Raw genomic sequence first — 17,445 nt, 5'->3', positions numbered from 1 at the left:
GATGAAGCCCACGGGCCGCGCCACCATCGCCGACGTCGCCGAAGCCGCCGGCGTCTCCAAGGCCACCGTCTCGCGCTTCCTCAATCACCGCGAGCGGCTGCTGAGCCCCGACATCGCCGCGCGCGTCGAGGTCGCCATCGCCAAGCTGGGCTATTCGCCCAGCCCGATGGCGCAGGCGCTGAGCCATGGCCGCTCGCGGCTCGTCGGCCTGATCGTGGCCGACATCACCAACCCGTATTCCGTCGCGGTGCTGCGCGGCGCAGAGAAGGCCTGCCAGGACGCCGGCTACCTCGTGATGCTGTTCAACCTCGGCAACGAGAGCGAACGCGAGCGCGAGGCCATCGATGCGCTCGCGGGCTACCAGGTCGACGGCTTCATCCTCAACACGCTGGGGCGCGGCAGCAACGTGGTCGACGCGGTCACGCTGCACGGCAAGCCGGCTGTGCTGGTGGACCGGCGCCACACGGGCATGCACACCGACTTCGTCTCGCTCGACAACCATTCCGCGATGACGGCCACCTGCGGCCACCTGGTCGAGGGCGGATACCGCGAGTTGCTCTACGTCACGGAGCCGCAGAAGGGTGTGAGCTCGCGGCGCGAACGTACGGCGGCGTTCGGCGCCTGCGTGGCCGCGCACGAGCCGCGCGTGGCGGGCGAGGTGTTCGAGTCCGTCGAAGGGGAGACCGATGCGCTCGACGAAGCCCTGCGCGCCCTGCGCCAGCGTGCCAAGCGCGGCCGCCGCGCGGCGGTGGTCGCGGGCAATGCCGTGGTCACGCTGCGCATCGCGCAGGCGATGGCGCGGCTGGGCTGGCAGTTCGGCGCCGATCTCGGCTTCGTGGGCTTCGACGATCCCGAATGGGCCTCTCTCATCGGCCCCGGCCTGAGCACGGTGGCCCAGCCCACCGACGCCATCGGCCGCGCGGCCGCTACATGCCTGATCGAACGGTTGCGGGGGCTGGATGCTGCGCCGCGCCAGCTCCTGCTGCCTGGAGAACTGGTGGTGCGGGGATCGTCGCGGGTCGTCTAGCGTCGATCTCGGTGCGATCGAAGGTGAGCGGACCGCGCATCCACTCGGCGGCACGCTCGGCGATCATGATCGTCGGCGCGTTGGTGTTGCCGCCGATCAGCGTGGGCATTACCGAGGCATCGACCACGCGCAGGTTCGCGATGCCGTGCACGCGCAGCTTCGCGTCGACCACCGCCATGGCGTCGGTGCCCATCTTGCAGGTGCCCACGGGGTGGTAGATGGTGTCGGCGCGCGAGCGGATGTGCGAGAGCAGCTCTTCGTCGGTGTTCACGCCGGCCGTGTAGAGCTCGGCCTGCCGGTACTTCTGCAGTGCAGGCGCGCGCAGGATCTCGCGCATCTTCTTCACACCGGCGAGCAGCCGCGCCACGTCGTCCTCGTCCGAGAGGAACTTCGGATCGATGCGCGGCGCCGACGCCGGGTTTGCGTCGCTCAGCCGCACGTCGCCACGGCCCTTGGGGCGCAGCACGCAGGCGTGGCATGAGAAGCCGAAGCCGCCGTGCAGCTTGCGTGCGTGGTCTTCGACCAGCGCGATCACGAAGTGCAGCTGCAGGTCGGGCTTGTTCAACTCGGGAGATGTCTTGAAGAAGGCGCCGGCCTCGGCATAGGGCGTGGCGACCAGCCCCTTGCCGCTGCGCCGCCATTCGGGAATCGCCTTCGCGAAGTTCAGCAGGCCCGCGGGGCCCAGGCCGGGCAGGCCTTTCTCCTTCGTGCGGAACGAAAGGATGAAGTCGACGTGGTCCTGCAGGTTGCGGCCCACGCCTGGCAGCGCATGGCGCACGGCGATGCCGTGGCGCGCCAGCTCTTCCGGATCGCCGATGCCCGAGAGCATCAGCAGCTGCGGCGAGTTGAAGGCGCCGCCGCACAGCACCACTTCGCGGCGCGCGAAGAGGGTGTCGGTCTCGCCGTCGCGGCGTATCTCGACGCCGGTGGCGCGGCGCTCGTCGAGCAGCACGCGCTGCGCCTGCACGCCGGTCATCACCGCGAGGTTGGGGCGCGCGTTCATCACGGGGTGCAGATAGGCGGCCGCCGCCGAGCAGCGCTCGCCGTTCTTCGCGCCACCGTGGAACTGCGTGACCTGGTAGAGCCCGGCGCCTTCCTGCCGCACGCCGTCATTGAAGTCGTCGTTGCGAGGAATGCCGCATTCCATCGCGGCGCGCACGAAGGCGTCGCTGATCTCGCGAGGCGATTGCTGGTCGGCCACCTGCAGCGGGCCGCTCGCGCCATGCATCGCGCTTTCGCCGCGCTGGTTGCCTTCGGCGCGCCTGAAGAAGGGCAGCACGTCGTCGAAGGACCAGCCGACGCAGCCGGCGCGCTCCCAGTCGTCGTAGTCGTCGGGATGGCCGCGCACGTAGAGCATGGCGTTGATGGCGCTGGAACCGCCCAGGCAGCGCCCGCGCGGCTGGTAGCCGCGGCGCCCGTTGAGGCCGGGCTGCGGCACGGTCTGGTAGGCGTAGTTGTTGATGCGCGGGCGCCCCGAGATCATGGCCGCCGCGCCGGCCGGCGCCCGCACCAGGATGCCCCGTCCGTCGCCGCCCGCTTCCACCAGGCAGACCTGCACGGCGGGGTCTTCGCTGAGCCTTCCGGCCAGCGTGGCGCCGCCGGAGCCGCCACCCACGATCACGTAGTCGAACTCCATGATGTGTCGTCCTTTGTGTTGTCCCGGGTCCCGGTCTCTGCCGGGCGTGCGGCTTTATAACCCCCAATGGACGGTACGCGGGTTTCCCCTGCCATTCCCGAAAGGCCGATGACAGTTGGGCGCGCGAAACTCTGTTCCATGCAGCAGTTCACATCCAACGCAGTTCCTTCCATCTCCCGGCGCGGCATGCTGCGCCTGTCGCTCGGCGGCACCGCCATGGCATCCATTCCCGGCCTCGGCTGGGCCGCGACCGGCGCTGCAAGCCCCGCCTTCGCCGATGGCCTGGCGCGCAGCCGCCCCGAGGCGCAGGGCATCTCGCCCGCATCGATCCTGGCCTTTCTCGACGACGCCGAGCGCAGCGCGTTCGAGCTGCACGGCTTCATGCTGTGGCGCAACGGCCATGTGGTGGCCGAGGGCTGGTGGGACCCGTACAAGCCCGAGCGCAGGCACATGACGCACTCGCTGACGAAGAGCGTCACCGTCTGCGCGGTCGGCATGGCCATTGCCGAGGGGCGCTTCAAGCCCGACGACAAGGTCGTGTCCTTCTTTCCCGAGCACCTGCCGGCGACGGTCAGCGCCAACCTCGCGGCCATGACGGTGCGCGACCTGCTGACCATGCGCACCGGCCATGAGTCGATGGTGTCGGGCTCGGTGTGGCGGCCGATCCGCACGAGCTGGATCGCCGAGTTCTTCAAGATCCCGGTGGTGCACGCGCCGGGCAGCAAGTTCGTCTACACCAGCGCCGCGACCTACATGCTCTCGGCCATCGTCACCAGGACCACCGGGCAGCCGGTGGCGGACTACCTCAAGCCGCGCTTCTTCGAGCCGCTGGGCATCACCGGCTACGAGTGGGACGTGGGCCCCGAGGGCATCTCGCCCGGCGCCAACGGCCTGAGCTGGAAGACGGTCGATTCGCTCAAGCTCGGCATCCTGCACGCGCAGAACGGCATGTGGAACGGCAAGCAGATCCTCACGAAGGAGTGGGTCGACTCGGTGCACGCGCCGCACACCAAGGACCGCTACGGCTACCAGTGGTGGCTGGGCCCGAACGGCGCCTACAACGCGGACGGCCTCTTCGGCCAGTACTCGGTGGTGTTCCCCGAGCACAACGCGGTGCTCGCGCTCAACTCGGCGCTGCCGCCCAGGGCGGGCTTCAACGCGGGCATGCTCTACAAGCACTTCCCGGCGGCCTTCGGCCCGGCCTCGGGCCTGCCCGCCAGCGAGAAGGACAACGCCGCGCTCAGGGCCCGCACGCGCACGCTGCATCTGCTGCCGCCGGTGAAGCCGACGAGCTCGCCGGTTGCCGCGAACGTCTCCGGCCGGCGCTACGACTTCGCGGACAACCCCGAGAAGATCAAGTCGATGCAGCTCGACTTCGCTGCTTCCGGCGAGACCTGCACCTTCACCATGGAGGACGAGCGCGGCACGCACAAGGTGCAGGTCGGCCTGCGCAAGCCGGTGGAGGGCGACACCACCATCACCGGCAACAAGCTGCATCACGAGTACCAGCCCGAGGTGATGCGCGTGGTGGCCAGCGGCGAATGGCTCGACGCGCGCACCTTCGTCATGACCTGGACCTTCGTGGAGTCGGCCTTCCGCGACACCGCGGTGTGCCGTTTCTCTGGGCCGTACCTGCGCTTCGACCGCAGCGTGAACGTGAATTCGAGCGCGACGGAGATGCCGACGCTCACGAGCACGCGCGGGAAGGCCGCCTAGAGGCTATTGAAACTCGCTGCACGCCACGGCCCATGGTCAGGTCACAGGGCGCTCAATCCCACACCCCGGAAATGCCCACGCGTGCTGCGATCCCGCCAGCACTTGCCGCGACGCCACCCGTCACACTCCAGCGGCCGCTGTCGGATGTACGTCGCAAGGCGACGCCGACGGCGCCTTGACTCCGGTAGTAGCCGGTGCCGGCGGCATAGGTCGTCTTGCCAGGAATATGGGGAGCGCTTTCCAGCGCCAGGGCTGCCGCCACGCCGGCGTAGGCTTTCCTGGCCACGCCATCGATGGAGTGCTGCAACCCGTTGAGCCTTGCATCGGTGTAGGCGTTGGCGCCGGCAATGCCAAGGTTCAGCTGGTTCACGTTCACTGCGTCGGTGCCCGCCACACCGGGGGCCACGTTGTGCACCGCAACCGTTCCCGATGCATTGCCACCGCCCAGCGTCACGCTGTTGTAGTTGGCGCTGCCGTCGGCGTTGGTGTCGTACTTCACCATCAAACCTTGCACGCCGCGAAGCTGCGACACATTGACCGCGTCGCTGTCGGCCGAGCCGGCCGCCAGGCCCGTGATCTGGCGGAACTGGCCGTTGGCCGGGTCACCCACGGAAATCGCCGCCAGTGTGCCGGTGCTGGCGCCGATGGCAACGCGCTGCGACTGGCTGGCCCCAGGAGGAACGTAGCCTGCAACCCCCGTCGCCCTGGAGGCGACGGACCCCGAGCCCAACGCCACGCCGCCTGCCTGCGTGACGCTGCTGCCCGCGCCGAGAGAGATCGCGTCGGCGGCTGACGCCTGCGCGCCCGTTCCCATTGCCAATGCACGGTCTGACGAAACTGTTGCGCCGACTCCGATGGCCGTGCCGGCTACCGCATTGCTCATGATCCTCGCGCCGTTGCCGACAGCGAGGCCGCTAGTCGTGCCGGCGCCCGTCCGGGCATTCGTACCGATGGCGATGGCGCCGTCCGCGGCGGCGTAGCCTCTCTGATCTGCAACCGCATTCGTGCCGATGGCAAGACTCTGGCCAAAGCTCTCGGATCTCGTGCCGATGGCAATGGAATTGACATCCGGTGGTCCACCGTTGGCTGACGCGGTCAGCCCGATTGCAACGGACCCATCACCGACCGTGCGGGCACCGCTGCCGATTGCGATCGAGCCCTCGCCAGCAGCGGATGCCTGGCGCGAAGGGTCGGAGCTTGCGCCGATCGCGATGCTGTTTCCTGCAGCCGTTCCTGCTCCGTTCGTGTATTGCGCCTGTGCACTCGGCATGAACATGGAGGCAATTCCCAGGGCCGTCATTGCTGTGGCCAGCGGCGTGTCGCGTCGAATGTTGCGAATTGATTTTTTCATTTCCCTCTCCGAAGTTGGTGATCAAGAATCGAGGCAACGTCAGAGGTGTGCTTCTTGAAGGCAACCTGGTCCCTTGACGTCTCCCATCACCTTTTCGGCAGGGCGCTGGACGAATGACACCTGACAGATGTCATGGCGGGCGGCCGAAATGGCGCTGCCGCCCTGGCAGGAGAGCCTGCTCGCCACGTGCGGCGTCACGTCGCGCAGGCGGCTTCCGGGAGGGAAGTCAGCCGTTCAGAAGGTGGTCCAGTCCCCGCCGAGTGCGCGTCGGCTCTCCTTCCGGGTGGTGATCGCGGGCATGGCCCGCATGGCCGATACGCTGGTGGATATGCGCGGCGCCCGAACGGGCGTCGGTGAGTCCGGTTCGTCAGTGAAAGAGGGCTGGGCGCTGGCGTGCCTCGGCTGCAAGGATGCGGTCCCCAGCTGAAAGAACTCGACGAGCGACGAGAGCCGGTCTGCCTGGCCCTTGAGGCTTTCCGCGGCGGCCGCCGATTCTTCGACGAGCGCGGAATTCTCCTGGGTCATCCGCTCCAGCTGTGCCACCACCGAATTGATCTGCTCGATGCCGGCCGCCTGTTCGATCGCTCCGGCGCTGATTTCGCCGACGGTGCTGGAGACGCGTTGAACGCTCTCGACGATCTTGCCCATGGTGGCGCCTGCATCGTTGACCAGCTGGGAGCCCGAGCCCACCTTGTCGACCGATGCTTCGATGAGAGTCTTGATTTCCTTCGCCGCGACCGCGCTGCGTTGCGCGAGATTGCGAACCTCGCTCGCCACCACGGCAAACCCGCGACCCTGCTCACCCGCCCTGGCGGCCTCCACGGCGGCGTTCAGTGCCAGGATGTTGGTTTGAAACGCGATGCCGTCGATGGTGCCGATGATGGCTGCGATCTTCTGCGAACTCCCGTGGATGTCGCGCATGGTCTCGACCACTTCCGAGATGACCTCGCCGCCATGTACCGCGATCTTCGATGCGCTCAACGCCAGTTGATTCGCCTGCGAGGCGGCTTCGGATGCCGTCTTGACGGTGGAAGTGAGTTCCTCCATCGATGCCGCGGTCCGCTGCAGGCTGCCGGCCGTCTGTTCCGTGCGGCTGGAAAGATCGGAATTGCCCGAGGCGATCTGGGCGCTCGCCGTGGCAACGGAATCGCTGCTCTCCCGCATGCCGGTCAATGTCTGGACGAGGTTGTCGCGCATCGCCGCGAGCGCCCTGAGCAAGTCGCCCACCTCGTCCTTGCTGTCGGAGTTCAGGCGCTGGGTGAGGTCTCCGGCCGCGACGGCCTCTGCCAGGCGAACGGCGTCCTTCAGCGGAGCCACGATTCCCCGGGAGACGCCCCAGGACAGCAGCACGGCCAGCAGGAAGGCAAGGCCGGTGCCCGAGGCGATCAGCATCGATCCGGTGGAGAACGTCGCGTTGCTTTCCTCGGCCTCCACCTGGGCGCGGTCCTCGTTGTGTTTGACCAGTTGGGCCAGCGGCTCCTTCAATGCCACGAAGGCCTCACGCGCTTCGCCGTTCAACAGGTTCACGGCGTCGGTGCGACGGTCTTCCTGAACCAGCTTTTCGACCTTGGCATGTGCTGCAGCCCATGCCGGATGCCGCGCCTTCGCCCGGTCGTAGATGGATTGCTCGGTCGGGTCGCCGATCGAAGCGGGATAGGCCTTGTCGACGGCGTCGTACGTCCTGAGAGCCTCCGCGATGGCCCGCTGGACATCCGCGACTTCGCTTGCCGGAGTCGTGGCCAGGCGGTACTCGAGCAGGCGCACCCGATTGGCGGCCTCGCTCATCTGGCCTGCGTCGCGAACGCTTGCCATGCGCGCGGTCACCATGAAGTTGGTCTGACCGTTCAGGTGGTTGAGGCGATGAATCGAGAAGACGGCCATCGCGATCATCAGCAGCACGATGCTGAGAAACGCGAGCGCCAGCTTGGTGGAGATTCTGAGATTTCCGAGAGACGTCATGACGGTTGATTCCAGGTTTTGAAGCGGGGTCGGCGCTCTGCGTGGTGACGCGCCCGTGTCCATCGCCTTTCATCTATCGGCGGTGCAACTCCGCAGTGCACCTGACATATGTCATACCCGGTGAGGGATTCACCTTCGGATGCCCCGGCAACTGTCATCTACCCCTGCGGAAGCCCTGCTAGAGTCCCGCGGTTCGCGCGTTCGTCGCGACAGGCATGCCGTACGTGGTCGGGCAGGCATTGAATCGGTGGCTCAGGTGGCAACTGCGATGGTGTCGAGGACGATGGAAAACGGGAACTTCGACGGGGAGGCAACGGCCGACGTGCTGATCGTCGAAGATCAGGCGCTCGTGAGTGCCGGCATGCGCTCCCTCCTGCAGAAGGCGGCGCCGCATTACCGGGTGCACGAGGAATCCTCCTGTCAGGGAGCGATGGCGCGGCTGGCGGCCACGTCGTTCCAGTTCGTTTTCATCGACATTCATCTCGGATCAGAGGCTTCCGGTCTGGACGTCCTGCGTTTCGTGCGAGAACGCGAAATGCGCTGCCACGCCATCATGCTGTCGGGGGACGATGATCGTGCGATGGTCCTCGCCTGCATTTCGCAAGGTGCGTCGGGCTACATCACCAAAGCCACGGGAGATGGCGGCGTCTTCTCTGCCGCCATCGAGACGGTCCTCAACAACGGGGTCTATCTCCCCGAGTCGATCCTCGAGCGCGTTTCCAGGAACGACACCGTTGCAGGCGCCCATGACTGCACCGCCGCCTCCCTGGGGCTGGCGCCGAGGCAGTGCGAGGTTCTCTACTACCTGTGTCAGGGCCTGCCCAACAAGGCCATCGCCAACCGCATGGGCATCGGCGAGGGCACCGTTCGGAAAAGCTATGTGTCGGAGCTGCTGCGTTTCTTCGGCGTGGCCCGGCGCACGGAACTGCTGATCGAAGTGTCTCGCCGCCGGATACGGATTGCCGCACCGGGTTCGGAGAGACCGTGATCGCGGCGATTGCGGGCTTCCTTCGGTCTCTGTTCTGCTCCGCGCTGGTGCTTGCCTGCGGTGCCGCATCGGCGCAGGGCGATCGGGCGACCCCGGAGCTGTCGCGGGGGGCGGCCGTCGACGGGCACGGGATGCTGCAAGGGGACTATCTGGTCGAAGACGGTGCGCCGATGTCGTTGTCCGACGTCACGGCGCTTCCCGCAAGTGTCTGGAAGCGCACGCCATGGTCATCCGCCAGCTACGGCTTTGCAACGGCTCCCCACTGGTTCAGGAGCGATCCCTTCACCCAGGGCTCCGACGGATCGGGAACCTTGCTGATCGAGGTGGGCTACCCCTTGCTCGATCGCCTCGATCTGTATGTCAGGGTCAATGGCGCTGGCTCCTGGGCCCGATGGAGCCTCGGGGACAGGCAAGCCTTCGGGCAACGCCCCCACAACGCATCGAGCTTTGTCGTGCCTGTTGCCGCGCAGCCCGGCGACAAGGTCGAGATTCTCGCGAGGGTGCAGACCGAAGGCGCGATGCGCTTTCCCTTGAGAGTGTGGCAACCGCAGCAATTCGAGAACGCGGAACGCCTGTCGCTGCTGGTCAACGGCATCTACATCGGGCTGATGGGAGGAGTCTTCTTCTATCACCTCATCATCTTCCTGATCGTTCGCGAGCGCATCTATCTCTACTACATCGGCTGGATCCTGATGACCTCGGGATTCATCCTGAGCTACAACGGCATCGCGTTCCAGTACCTCTGGCCCCAGGCGACGGTATGGAACGACTGGTCCCGGGTCGTGTTTCTCCTTCTCGCGGCCGGGCTGCTCACGTCCTTCAGCATCCAGTTCACAAGCAATCCAGCAACCGCGGTGCCGCAGCGATGGCACGCGGCGCCCGTGCTGCTGGCGGCGGTCTTTGCGGTGGGAGCGAGCTGGCTGCCGTTTCCCCAGGCCGTGCGCGTGGCGCTTCTGGTCCAGTTCGTGAGCACCCTGGTCTGCTTCGGCCTGGCCATCGGCCCGGCCCGGGTCGGCCATGCCCATGCCCGCGTCTTTCTCGTGACCTTCTCCGGCGTCCTGATCGGCGCAGCCCTGCATGTGCTGGACGTACTGGGAGTCACGGCGTACTTCGAGACTTCCATCAACTTCGAGGTAGCGCCCCAGGTGGGCTCGGCCTTTTCTGTTCTCCTGTTCTCGCTGGCGTTGGCCCATAGGCTGCTCGAAGAGCGCCGCCAACGCGCCATCGCGACCGATCTCGCGCGGACCAACGCAACACTGGCGACCTCCATGCGCGTGGCGCAGGAGCGAACCGAGTTCCAGCTGAAAGCCACGGACCGACTGCTTACCGATGCCGAGCGCCGGAACCAGAAAAAGTCCCGATTCCTGGCCGATGCCGTCCACGACTTGCGTCAGCCGCTGCAAGTGATCGGGAACGCACTCGATCCCATTGGTGAAGCCATTCAGGCGGGTCGCCCGGCCAACGCCCAGAGCCTGGTCCGGATGGCGACCCGCGCAGCCGACAACATGCGCTCCCAGCTGACTGCCATCCTGGATCTCTCGCGGCTGGAGTCGGGCCTTGCGAGGGCGCAACTGTCCGACTTCGACCTGGTGTCGCTTATCAGGGAGACGGTCGAGCAGACCAGGGACATCGCCCACACGAGCGGCACCTCCGTCGAGTTCGACCCGCCCGTCGGGAAGCCGGTGTTCGTGAGAAGCGACCGCCACTTCCTCCAGCGTATGCTTCTGAATCTGATCGGCAACGGCATCAAGTACCGGTCCGCGGAAAGTGGACGCCGCAGCCACGTGCGCCTTCTGCTCACGGTGCATGGCCAGCTCGTGTGCCTGGCCATCCAGGACAACGGCCTTGGAATATCCGAAGAAGCGCTGCGCAGCGACATCATCTTCAAGCCCTTCTTCCAGTTGAACAACCGGCATTCGGAGACCGACAGGGGCGTGGGGCTGGGGCTGTCGATCGTCTCGGCCATGCTGGGCCTGCTCGAGCGCCACCAGCTTTCCATCCAGTCCGAGGTCGGTGTGGGAAGCACCTTCACGCTGGAGATTCCGGCGTCCGCGATCGCACCGGTCTTCGATGCCATTCCACTCGACGACTTCAAGGCCGGCAGCGTCGAAGCGGCCCGCGGAAAGTACGTCGTGCTGCTCGAGGACGATGAACTGGTCAGGGCGTCGCTCGCGGCGGTCTTCGATATGCACGGGGTCTTGTACGAAGCGTGGGGGTCGATCGAAGAGATGCGGCAACAGTTGCCCTTCACCGAGCGGTCGCCCGACGTCCTGCTGAGCGACTATCGCCTGCCCGACGGAAAAACCGCGCTCGATGCGATCGAACTGATGCGTGCGCACTGGAGCGACGTGCCCACGCTCATCCTGACCGGGGAGCCGCTGAATTCGTATGCGGTCGCGTCCTTGCGAGGGGCTGCGATCTGCTACAAGCCCGTCGCCCCGTTCGACCTGCTTCGACGAATTGCCGCGAGCGCTGTTCGCGTGGCCGCGCCGTCGAACGTCGGAGGGGCTTAGCACGCCCACAGCGTTCGTCAAGGCCGAGCGTTGCATCATCCGTGTCCAAGTCGCTGCGGCATTCGTGCGGACGGGCTTCAACAGCCCTCGGGGTGCCGCCTTCACCTTTTGAGAGGCGCTTTTACCGGCGCTTCACTTGCCGGACAAATTGCCGGACGGGCTTCGTGGCTCAATCCGTCCCATGCATATTCCGTCGGATGTCACGGTCTTCACGCAGGTGCGTTTCTGGCTGCTGGTGCTGTGCTCGCTGATCTTTCCGGCGGCGATCTTCATCACGCTGTTCGTGCGGCGCGAGTTCTCGAAGAAGACCGTGCTCGCCTTCGGCCTGCTGCTGATCGTGCTGGCGGGCGTGGACATCTTCGTGCTGCGCGCGCTGTCGCTCGAAGCGCAGGCCACGCCTTCGCTGGCCGATGACATCGTCTTCTCCTCGGAGCTGTCGATAGCGCTGTACATCTTTCCGGCCGCGTTCGGCACCTTCGGGCTGAACATGGTCTCGCACGTGCTCATGCACTACCTGAAGCAGAAGGAAGCGCGCTTCGAGGCGCATCGCCAGCAGGCGGCGCAGAAGACCAGGCCCGTTGTCGCGGCGCGGCATCCGAGGGCGCCGGGCGTGCGGCGAGCGAGGCCGGCCATCATGGTGCAGCGCAGGCGCGCCGCCGCGCACGCCGCTGGCAACCGACAGGACGCCTGAGGCTTCCTCTCCTTTCCTATCGTTTTCCCGAAGATGGTGCGCGCCGCAACGGCGCATGCACCGCGATGTCATTGGGAGCGCGCGAGGAGAACTATTTTTTAGTTCGCCCGTTGCGAAAAACGGTGCTTGGTGCGCTCGCACCCCGCTCCTAGCATTCGCCTCGCCAGCCCTTCGGATGCCTTGGCGCATCGCGGGCCGGCACACAAGCACAGCCGAATGCCTTCACCTCATCGCATCGAAGAAAAGGAATCCGCCATGGCCCATCTCCGCGATCCCGGTCGCCGACACCTGCTCAAGACATCCCTCATCGCCGGCGGACTCTCCGCCGGTGGCCTGCTCTCGGTCGATGCCTTCGCGCAGGGCAAGGCACGCATCAACATGCAGCTGGGCTGGATCGTCGGCGGCAACCAGATCGGCGAGGTGGTCGCCAAGCGCATGGGCTTCTACGAACAGGAGGGCATCGACTTCGCGATCCAGCCGGGCGGACCGAACATCGACGGCGTGGCCATCATCGCCTCGGGCCGCTACGAAGTGGGGCAGGTGTCGTCCAGCCCGTCGATCATGCTGGCGGTGTCGCAGGGCCTGCCGATCAAGTGCTTCGCCGTCGGCGCGCAGAAGCATCCCTACACCTACTTCTCGCTCGCGAAGAATCCGGTGCGCAAGCCGGCCGACCTCGTCGGCAAGCGCGTGGGCATTCCGTCGACCGCGGCCATCCTGCTTCGCGCGTTGCTCGCGAAGAACAAGATCGCCGAGAAGGACGTGAAGGTGGTCTCCATCGGCGCCGACATGACGCCGCTGCTCACCGGGCAGGTCGACGTGGTGACAGGCTGGCTCACCAACACCACCGCCATCAAGGTGCTGGGCCCCGACATCGCCACGCTCACGCAGTGGGACGCGGGCGTGCGCCTCTACGCGTTGCCGTACTACGCATCGACGAAGACGCTGGAGACGCAGCCCAAGGTCATCGAGGCCTTCCTGCGTGCCACCGCCAAGGGCTGGCACCACGTGCGCGCCAACCGCGACCAGGCGGTCGACATGCTGGTCAAGGAGTACCCGAATCTCAAGCGCGAGGACGAGCGCGTGGCGGTCGATGCGATGCTCGAGTACGCCTTCGGCGGAGCGGCGCAGACCCAGGGCTGGGGCGCGATGGACCCGACCGTGTGGCAGGAGCAGATCGCCACCTACGCCGAGTTGGGCCAGTTCACCGCCCGCACGCCGAAGGTGGAGGACGTGATCTCGCTCGACGCGCTGAAGGCCACCGCCGCCGCGCGCGCCATGAAGGGCTGACGCGCGATGGCCGCCGTTCTGTCCGCTCCCCCGGCCATCGCCTGCCGCGACATCGGCGTGCGCTTCTTCACCGAGCGCCGCGACGTCACCGCCATCAAGAGCCTCGACCTCGAGGTGGCGCAGGGCGAGTTCCTCACGCTGCTGGGGCCCTCGGGCTGCGGCAAGTCGACCTTCCTGCGCGTGGTGGCCGACCTGCTGCCGCCCAGCCGCGGCAGCATCGAGGTGCTGTCGTCCACGCCCCAGGCCGCGCGCAAGAACCGCGACATCGGCTTCGTGTTCCAGGACGCGGCGCTGCTGCCCTGGCGCACCGCGCTGCAGAACGTGGAGCTGCCGCTGCAGGTGGGCGGCGGGGCAGGGCGCAAGGGCCGCCGTTCGCCGCGCGAGCTGCTCGAGCTCGTGGGGCTGAAGGACCGCATCAACGCCTTTCCGCACGAGATGTCGGGCGGCCAGCGCCAGCGCGTGTCGATTGCGCGCGCGCTGGCGAGCGATCCCAGGATCCTGCTGATGGACGAGCCCTTCGGCGCGCTCGACGAGATCACGCGCGACCGGCTCAACGAGGAAATCCTGCGCGTGTGGCGCGAGACCGGCGTGACCATTCTTTTCGTCACCCACAGCATCCACGAGGCGGCCTTCCTCGGCCAGCGCGTGCTGATGCTGGCCGCCAACCCGGGGCGCGTGCGCGAGATCGTTCCGGTGGAGCTGCCGCCCGAGCGCACGCTCGAGATGCGCGAGACACCCGAGTTCATCCGACTCACGAGCCACCTGCGGCGCGTGCTGGAAACCTGCTGAGGCCGAAGCCATGAATACCCGTTCCATCGACGCGGCAGTGCCGGGCGCACCGGGCGCAATCGGCGCGCCGTCCTCGGCCGACCCCGAATACCTCGCCTGGGCCGCCGCGCGGCAGAAGCGCATCTGGCGCCGCCGCATCCTGCCGGCGCTGGGCATCGTCGGGCTCATTGCCCTGTGGTGGCTGGTGATCGTCGCGTTCGGCGTCAAGCCTTTCATCGCGCCCACGCCGGCAGCCGTGCTGGAGACGCTCTACGCCAAGCGCGACGTGCTGCTCGACAACCTGCTGCCCACGGCCTTCGAGGCGGCCGGCGGCTTCGTGCTGGGCAACCTCGCGGCCATCGTCGTCGCGACGATCTTCGTGCACAACAAGACGCTGCAGGACATCTTCTTTCCGGTGGTGCTGATGTTCAACGCAGTGCCGCTGGTGGCGAAGGCGCCCGTGCTGGTGCTCATCATGGGCAACGGCGTGGAGCCCAAGATCACGATTGCCGCGCTGGTGTGCTTCTTTCCCACGCTGGTGAACATGGTGCGCGGGCTGGAGTCGGTGAACCCGCAGGCGATGGAGCTGATGCGGGTGCTGTCGGCCAGCAAGACGGAGATCTTCTTCCGCCTGCGTTTGCTGAACGCCTTGCCCTACCTGTTCTCGGCCCTGCGCATCGCGGCGTCGATGTGCGTGATCGGCGCGGTGGTGGGCGAGTGGGTGGGCGCGACGGTGGGCATCGGCGCAATGATCCTGCAGGCCACCTTCAACTTCGACTCGCCGCTGCTCTACGCCGCGATCATGATGAGCGCGACGCTCTCGGGGCTGTTCTTCCTGCTGGTCGCGCTGGCGGAAAAGCTGGTGATCCGCTGGCAGCCCGAAAGCACGCAATGACCGGCTGAACGACGGATTCAACCGGCAATTTCAGACACATCCAAACATTTCAACAGGAGAGTTCTATGAGCCGTATTGGCGACTGGATGCAGGAGTCCGCGCACGACGTGCGCGTGGCGGCCGAATCGGACGTGGTGGTGGTCGGCGGTGGCCCCGCCGGGCAGGCCGCGGCGCTGGCCGCCGCGCGCAACGGCGCGAGCGTGACGCTGCTGGAGCGCTACAACCACCTGGGCGGCCTCGCCTCGGGTGGCATGGTGCTGGTGCTGGACGACATGTGGGACAGCCACCAGCAGGAAATTTCGGTGCGCGGCATCTGCCTGGAGATGATCGAGCGCATGTCGGCGCTGGGCCTGGCCGAGTACCCGCGCCAGCACGAATGGGGCACGCTGCCCGAATCGGTGCGGCGCTGGAAGCGCTGGGGCACCTACGACTTCCACAGCAAGGAGAAGCCGCATCCCATCTGCTTCGCCGCCGCCTTCGACCCCGACGCATGGAAGCGCACGTCGCTCGAGATGGTGCTGCAGGCCGGCATCGAGCTGCGGCTGCACTCGTGGTTCTCCCGCACGCTGGTGGAAGACGGCAAGGTCAGGGGCGTGGTCTGCGAGACCAAGGGCGGGCGCGAGGCCATCCTGGGCAAGGTGGTGATCGACACCACCGGCGACCTCGACGTCGCCGCCTCGGCCGGGGCGCCGCACATCAGCGGCAGCTACATCGTGACGACCGTGTTCCGCCTGGGAGGTGTGGACACGGAAGAAGCCGAGCGCTTCGAGCGCGAGGAGCCCGATGCCTGGCAGGCACTGGACCGCGAGATCAAGCACATGCTCGGCGGTGCGTGGGAAGCGTGGTGGCTCAAGACGCCGCTGCCGGGCGTGGTGTGGTGCAACTGCCCGCACATGCCGGGGCTGGACGGCCTGAAGGTGAGCGACCTGACGCGCGCCGAAGTGCAGGGTCGCGCCACCATCCACAGGGTGATCGACTTCGTGCGAGCCAGGCTGCCGGGCTTTGCGAAGTGCACGCTGATCGACATGGCGCCGCAGACCGGCATCCGCCAGACCCGCCTGCTCGAGGGCGCCTACGTGATGACCAAGGAAGACGTGGCCCAGCGCACCCGCTTCGAGGACAGCGTGGCGCGCGGCCGCGATTACTACTACCCGTATCGCACGCTGCTGCCGCGCAGCGTCGAGAACCTGCTGGTGGCCGGGCGCCACTACTCGGCCACCTCGGCCGCGCAGAAGATCTCGCGCGAGATCCCGCCCTGCATGGCGATGGGCGAGGCCACGGGTACGGCCGCGGCGCTGGCGTTGAACGCGGGCATCTCGGTGCGCGAGGTCGACATCGCGAAGCTGCAGAAGACGCTGCGTGCCCAGGGCGCCGACCCCGGCGACCAGAAGGGGCCGAACGCCGACGTGCCGGCCATCGCCCGTTCGTTCGAGAAGGAGGCCGCATGACCGCCGGCACCAGTGCATTGCCGCTCGACGGCATCCGCGTGATCGACTTCACGCAGGTCATGATGGGCCCGGTCTGCACGCAGATGCTGGCCGACCACGGCGCCGACGTGATCAAGATCGAGCGCAAGGGCGCGGGCGACCTGAGCCGCTCGACTTTCGCGCCGGTGGCGGGCGAAGACAACCCGATCTTCTGCAGTCTCAACCGCAACAAGCGCAGCGTGGAGATCGACCTGCGCGACGAGGCGCAGATGGAACTGGTGAAGGCGCTGATCGCCGGCGCCGACGTGGTCACCAACAACTTCCGCGCCGGTGTGATGGAGCGGCTGGGGCTGGGCTATGAAGATTGCAAACGGCTCAATCCGCGCATCATCTACGCCGTGGGCACAGGCTTCGGGGAGACCGGCCCGTACGCCCACAAGGGCGGCCAGGACGTGCTTGCCCAAGCGCTCACCGGCGTGATGGCGCGCCGTGCCGATGCGTCGGTGCCGGTGTCGATCTACCCCACGGCGCTGGCCGACTACACCGCCGGCATGCACATGGTGCAGGGCATCCTGCTGGCGCTGCTGCAGCGCGAGCGCACGGGCGAGGGACAGAAGATCGCGGTGTCGCTCTACAACTCCATGCTGGCCATGCAGATGCAGGAGGCGGCCATGGTGATGATGGAAGACTCCGAGGTGAACTGGGCCGCCATGCCGCTGTCGGGCGTGTTCGACACGCAGACCGGACCGCTGGTGCTGGTGGGCGCGTTCAAGGCCAATCCGCTGCGCGACATCTGCGCCGCGCTGGGCATCGATGACCTGTCGCTCGACGCGCGCTATGCCACGCTGAAGGCGCAGTTCGCCAACAAGGCTGCGCTGCACGCGATCTTCCACGAGCGCTTTGCGAGCAACACGCGCGAGCACTGGCTTGCGAAGCTGGAGGAGCAGGACCTGCTCTCCGCTCCGGTGCGCGACATGCGCGAGGCGCTGGTCGATCCGCAGACGCTGCACAACGGGATGATCCTGGAAGGCGGCACGCCCTCGGGCCGCCCGCTGAAGTTCATCGCCAGCCCCATACAGATGTCGGCCGCCAAGGCTGCCCTGCGACGCGAGCCGCCCAGGCTGGGGCAGCACACGGCCGAAGTGCTGGCCGAAGCCCGCGCGCTGATCGAGGAGGCCGACGCATGA

At 67.0% G+C, this 17,445-nt stretch carries 13 protein-coding genes; 10 read left to right on the top strand and 3 right to left on the bottom strand.

Annotated elements, in window-relative coordinates; translation table 11 throughout:
• Position 1 precedes the first annotated feature (1 nt).
• Positions 2-1,027 carry a LacI family DNA-binding transcriptional regulator gene (locus SFB74_RS20905; RefSeq protein ID WP_432726206.1) on the top strand — a complete coding sequence of 342 codons (1,026 nt, stop codon included), beginning with the start codon at positions 2-4 and terminating at the stop codon, positions 1,025-1,027.
• Here the strand turns inward: SFB74_RS20905 and SFB74_RS20900 are convergent.
• Positions 927-2,663: a GMC family oxidoreductase gene (locus tag SFB74_RS20900; protein WP_432726205.1), complete on the bottom strand. Its 1,737-nt coding sequence runs from the start codon at positions 2,661-2,663 to the stop codon at positions 927-929. The two genes, SFB74_RS20905 and SFB74_RS20900, sit on opposite strands and share 101 nt — an antisense overlap.
• Positions 2,664-2,801: 138 nt before the next feature.
• Between SFB74_RS20900 and SFB74_RS20895 the strand changes: the two genes are divergently transcribed.
• Positions 2,802-4,379 (top strand): serine hydrolase domain-containing protein, encoded by a 1,578-nt coding sequence (locus tag SFB74_RS20895; protein ID WP_432726204.1) that lies wholly within the window; start codon positions 2,802-2,804, stop codon positions 4,377-4,379.
• Positions 4,380-4,431: 52 nt separating this feature from the next.
• Here SFB74_RS20895 and SFB74_RS20890 read toward each other — a convergent pair whose 3' ends face one another.
• Complete coding sequence (locus tag SFB74_RS20890; RefSeq protein ID WP_432726203.1) at positions 4,432-5,730, bottom strand: YadA family autotransporter adhesin; 1,299 nt, start codon at positions 5,728-5,730, stop codon at positions 4,432-4,434.
• 234 nt (positions 5,731-5,964) lie between these two features.
• Positions 5,965-7,689 carry a methyl-accepting chemotaxis protein gene (locus SFB74_RS20885; protein WP_432726202.1) on the bottom strand — a complete coding sequence of 575 codons (1,725 nt, stop codon included), beginning with the start codon at positions 7,687-7,689 and terminating at the stop codon, positions 5,965-5,967.
• Positions 7,690-7,972: 283 nt separating this feature from the next.
• Here SFB74_RS20885 and SFB74_RS20880 point away from each other — a divergent pair, with 283 nt between their 5' ends.
• From SFB74_RS20880 to SFB74_RS20845, 8 genes are all read left to right on the top strand, one after another.
• Positions 7,973-8,677, top strand: a complete 705-nt coding sequence (locus tag SFB74_RS20880; protein ID WP_432726201.1) for a response regulator — start codon at positions 7,973-7,975, stop codon at positions 8,675-8,677.
• Positions 8,674-11,190, top strand: coding sequence for a 7TM diverse intracellular signaling domain-containing protein (locus tag SFB74_RS20875; RefSeq protein WP_432726200.1), 2,517 nt, complete (start codon positions 8,674-8,676; stop codon positions 11,188-11,190). The genes SFB74_RS20880 and SFB74_RS20875 overlap by 4 nt, the downstream gene beginning before the upstream one ends.
• A 181-nt stretch (positions 11,191-11,371) precedes the next feature.
• Positions 11,372-11,881 carry a hypothetical protein gene (locus SFB74_RS20870; protein WP_432726198.1) on the top strand — a complete coding sequence of 170 codons (510 nt, stop codon included), beginning with the start codon at positions 11,372-11,374 and terminating at the stop codon, positions 11,879-11,881.
• A 255-nt stretch (positions 11,882-12,136) separates the two neighbouring features.
• The gene (locus SFB74_RS20865; protein ID WP_432726197.1) at positions 12,137-13,168 is read left to right on the top strand and encodes an ABC transporter substrate-binding protein; all 1,032 of its coding nucleotides are present in this window, start codon (positions 12,137-12,139) and stop codon (positions 13,166-13,168) included.
• Between the two features lie 6 nt (positions 13,169-13,174).
• Positions 13,175-13,957, top strand: a complete 783-nt coding sequence (locus tag SFB74_RS20860) for an ABC transporter ATP-binding protein (RefSeq protein ID WP_432726196.1) — start codon at positions 13,175-13,177, stop codon at positions 13,955-13,957.
• A 10-nt stretch (positions 13,958-13,967) separates the two neighbouring features.
• Positions 13,968-14,831 carry an ABC transporter permease gene (locus SFB74_RS20855; protein WP_432726195.1) on the top strand — a complete coding sequence of 288 codons (864 nt, stop codon included), beginning with the start codon at positions 13,968-13,970 and terminating at the stop codon, positions 14,829-14,831.
• 65 nt (positions 14,832-14,896) lie between these two features.
• Positions 14,897-16,279, top strand: a complete 1,383-nt coding sequence (locus tag SFB74_RS20850; RefSeq protein ID WP_432726194.1) for an FAD-dependent oxidoreductase — start codon at positions 14,897-14,899, stop codon at positions 16,277-16,279.
• Positions 16,276-17,445 (top strand): CaiB/BaiF CoA transferase family protein, encoded by a 1,170-nt coding sequence (locus tag SFB74_RS20845; RefSeq protein WP_432726193.1) that lies wholly within the window; start codon positions 16,276-16,278, stop codon positions 17,443-17,445. The genes SFB74_RS20850 and SFB74_RS20845 overlap by 4 nt, the downstream gene beginning before the upstream one ends.

Origin of the sequence: Variovorax xiamenensis (genome assembly GCF_050916385.1) — a bacterium.
In the GTDB taxonomy this organism is placed as follows: domain Bacteria; phylum Pseudomonadota; class Gammaproteobacteria; order Burkholderiales; family Burkholderiaceae_C; genus Variovorax.
The sequence above is the reverse complement of the archived record's forward strand: the minus strand, read 5'-3'. Positions and strand labels throughout refer to the sequence as shown.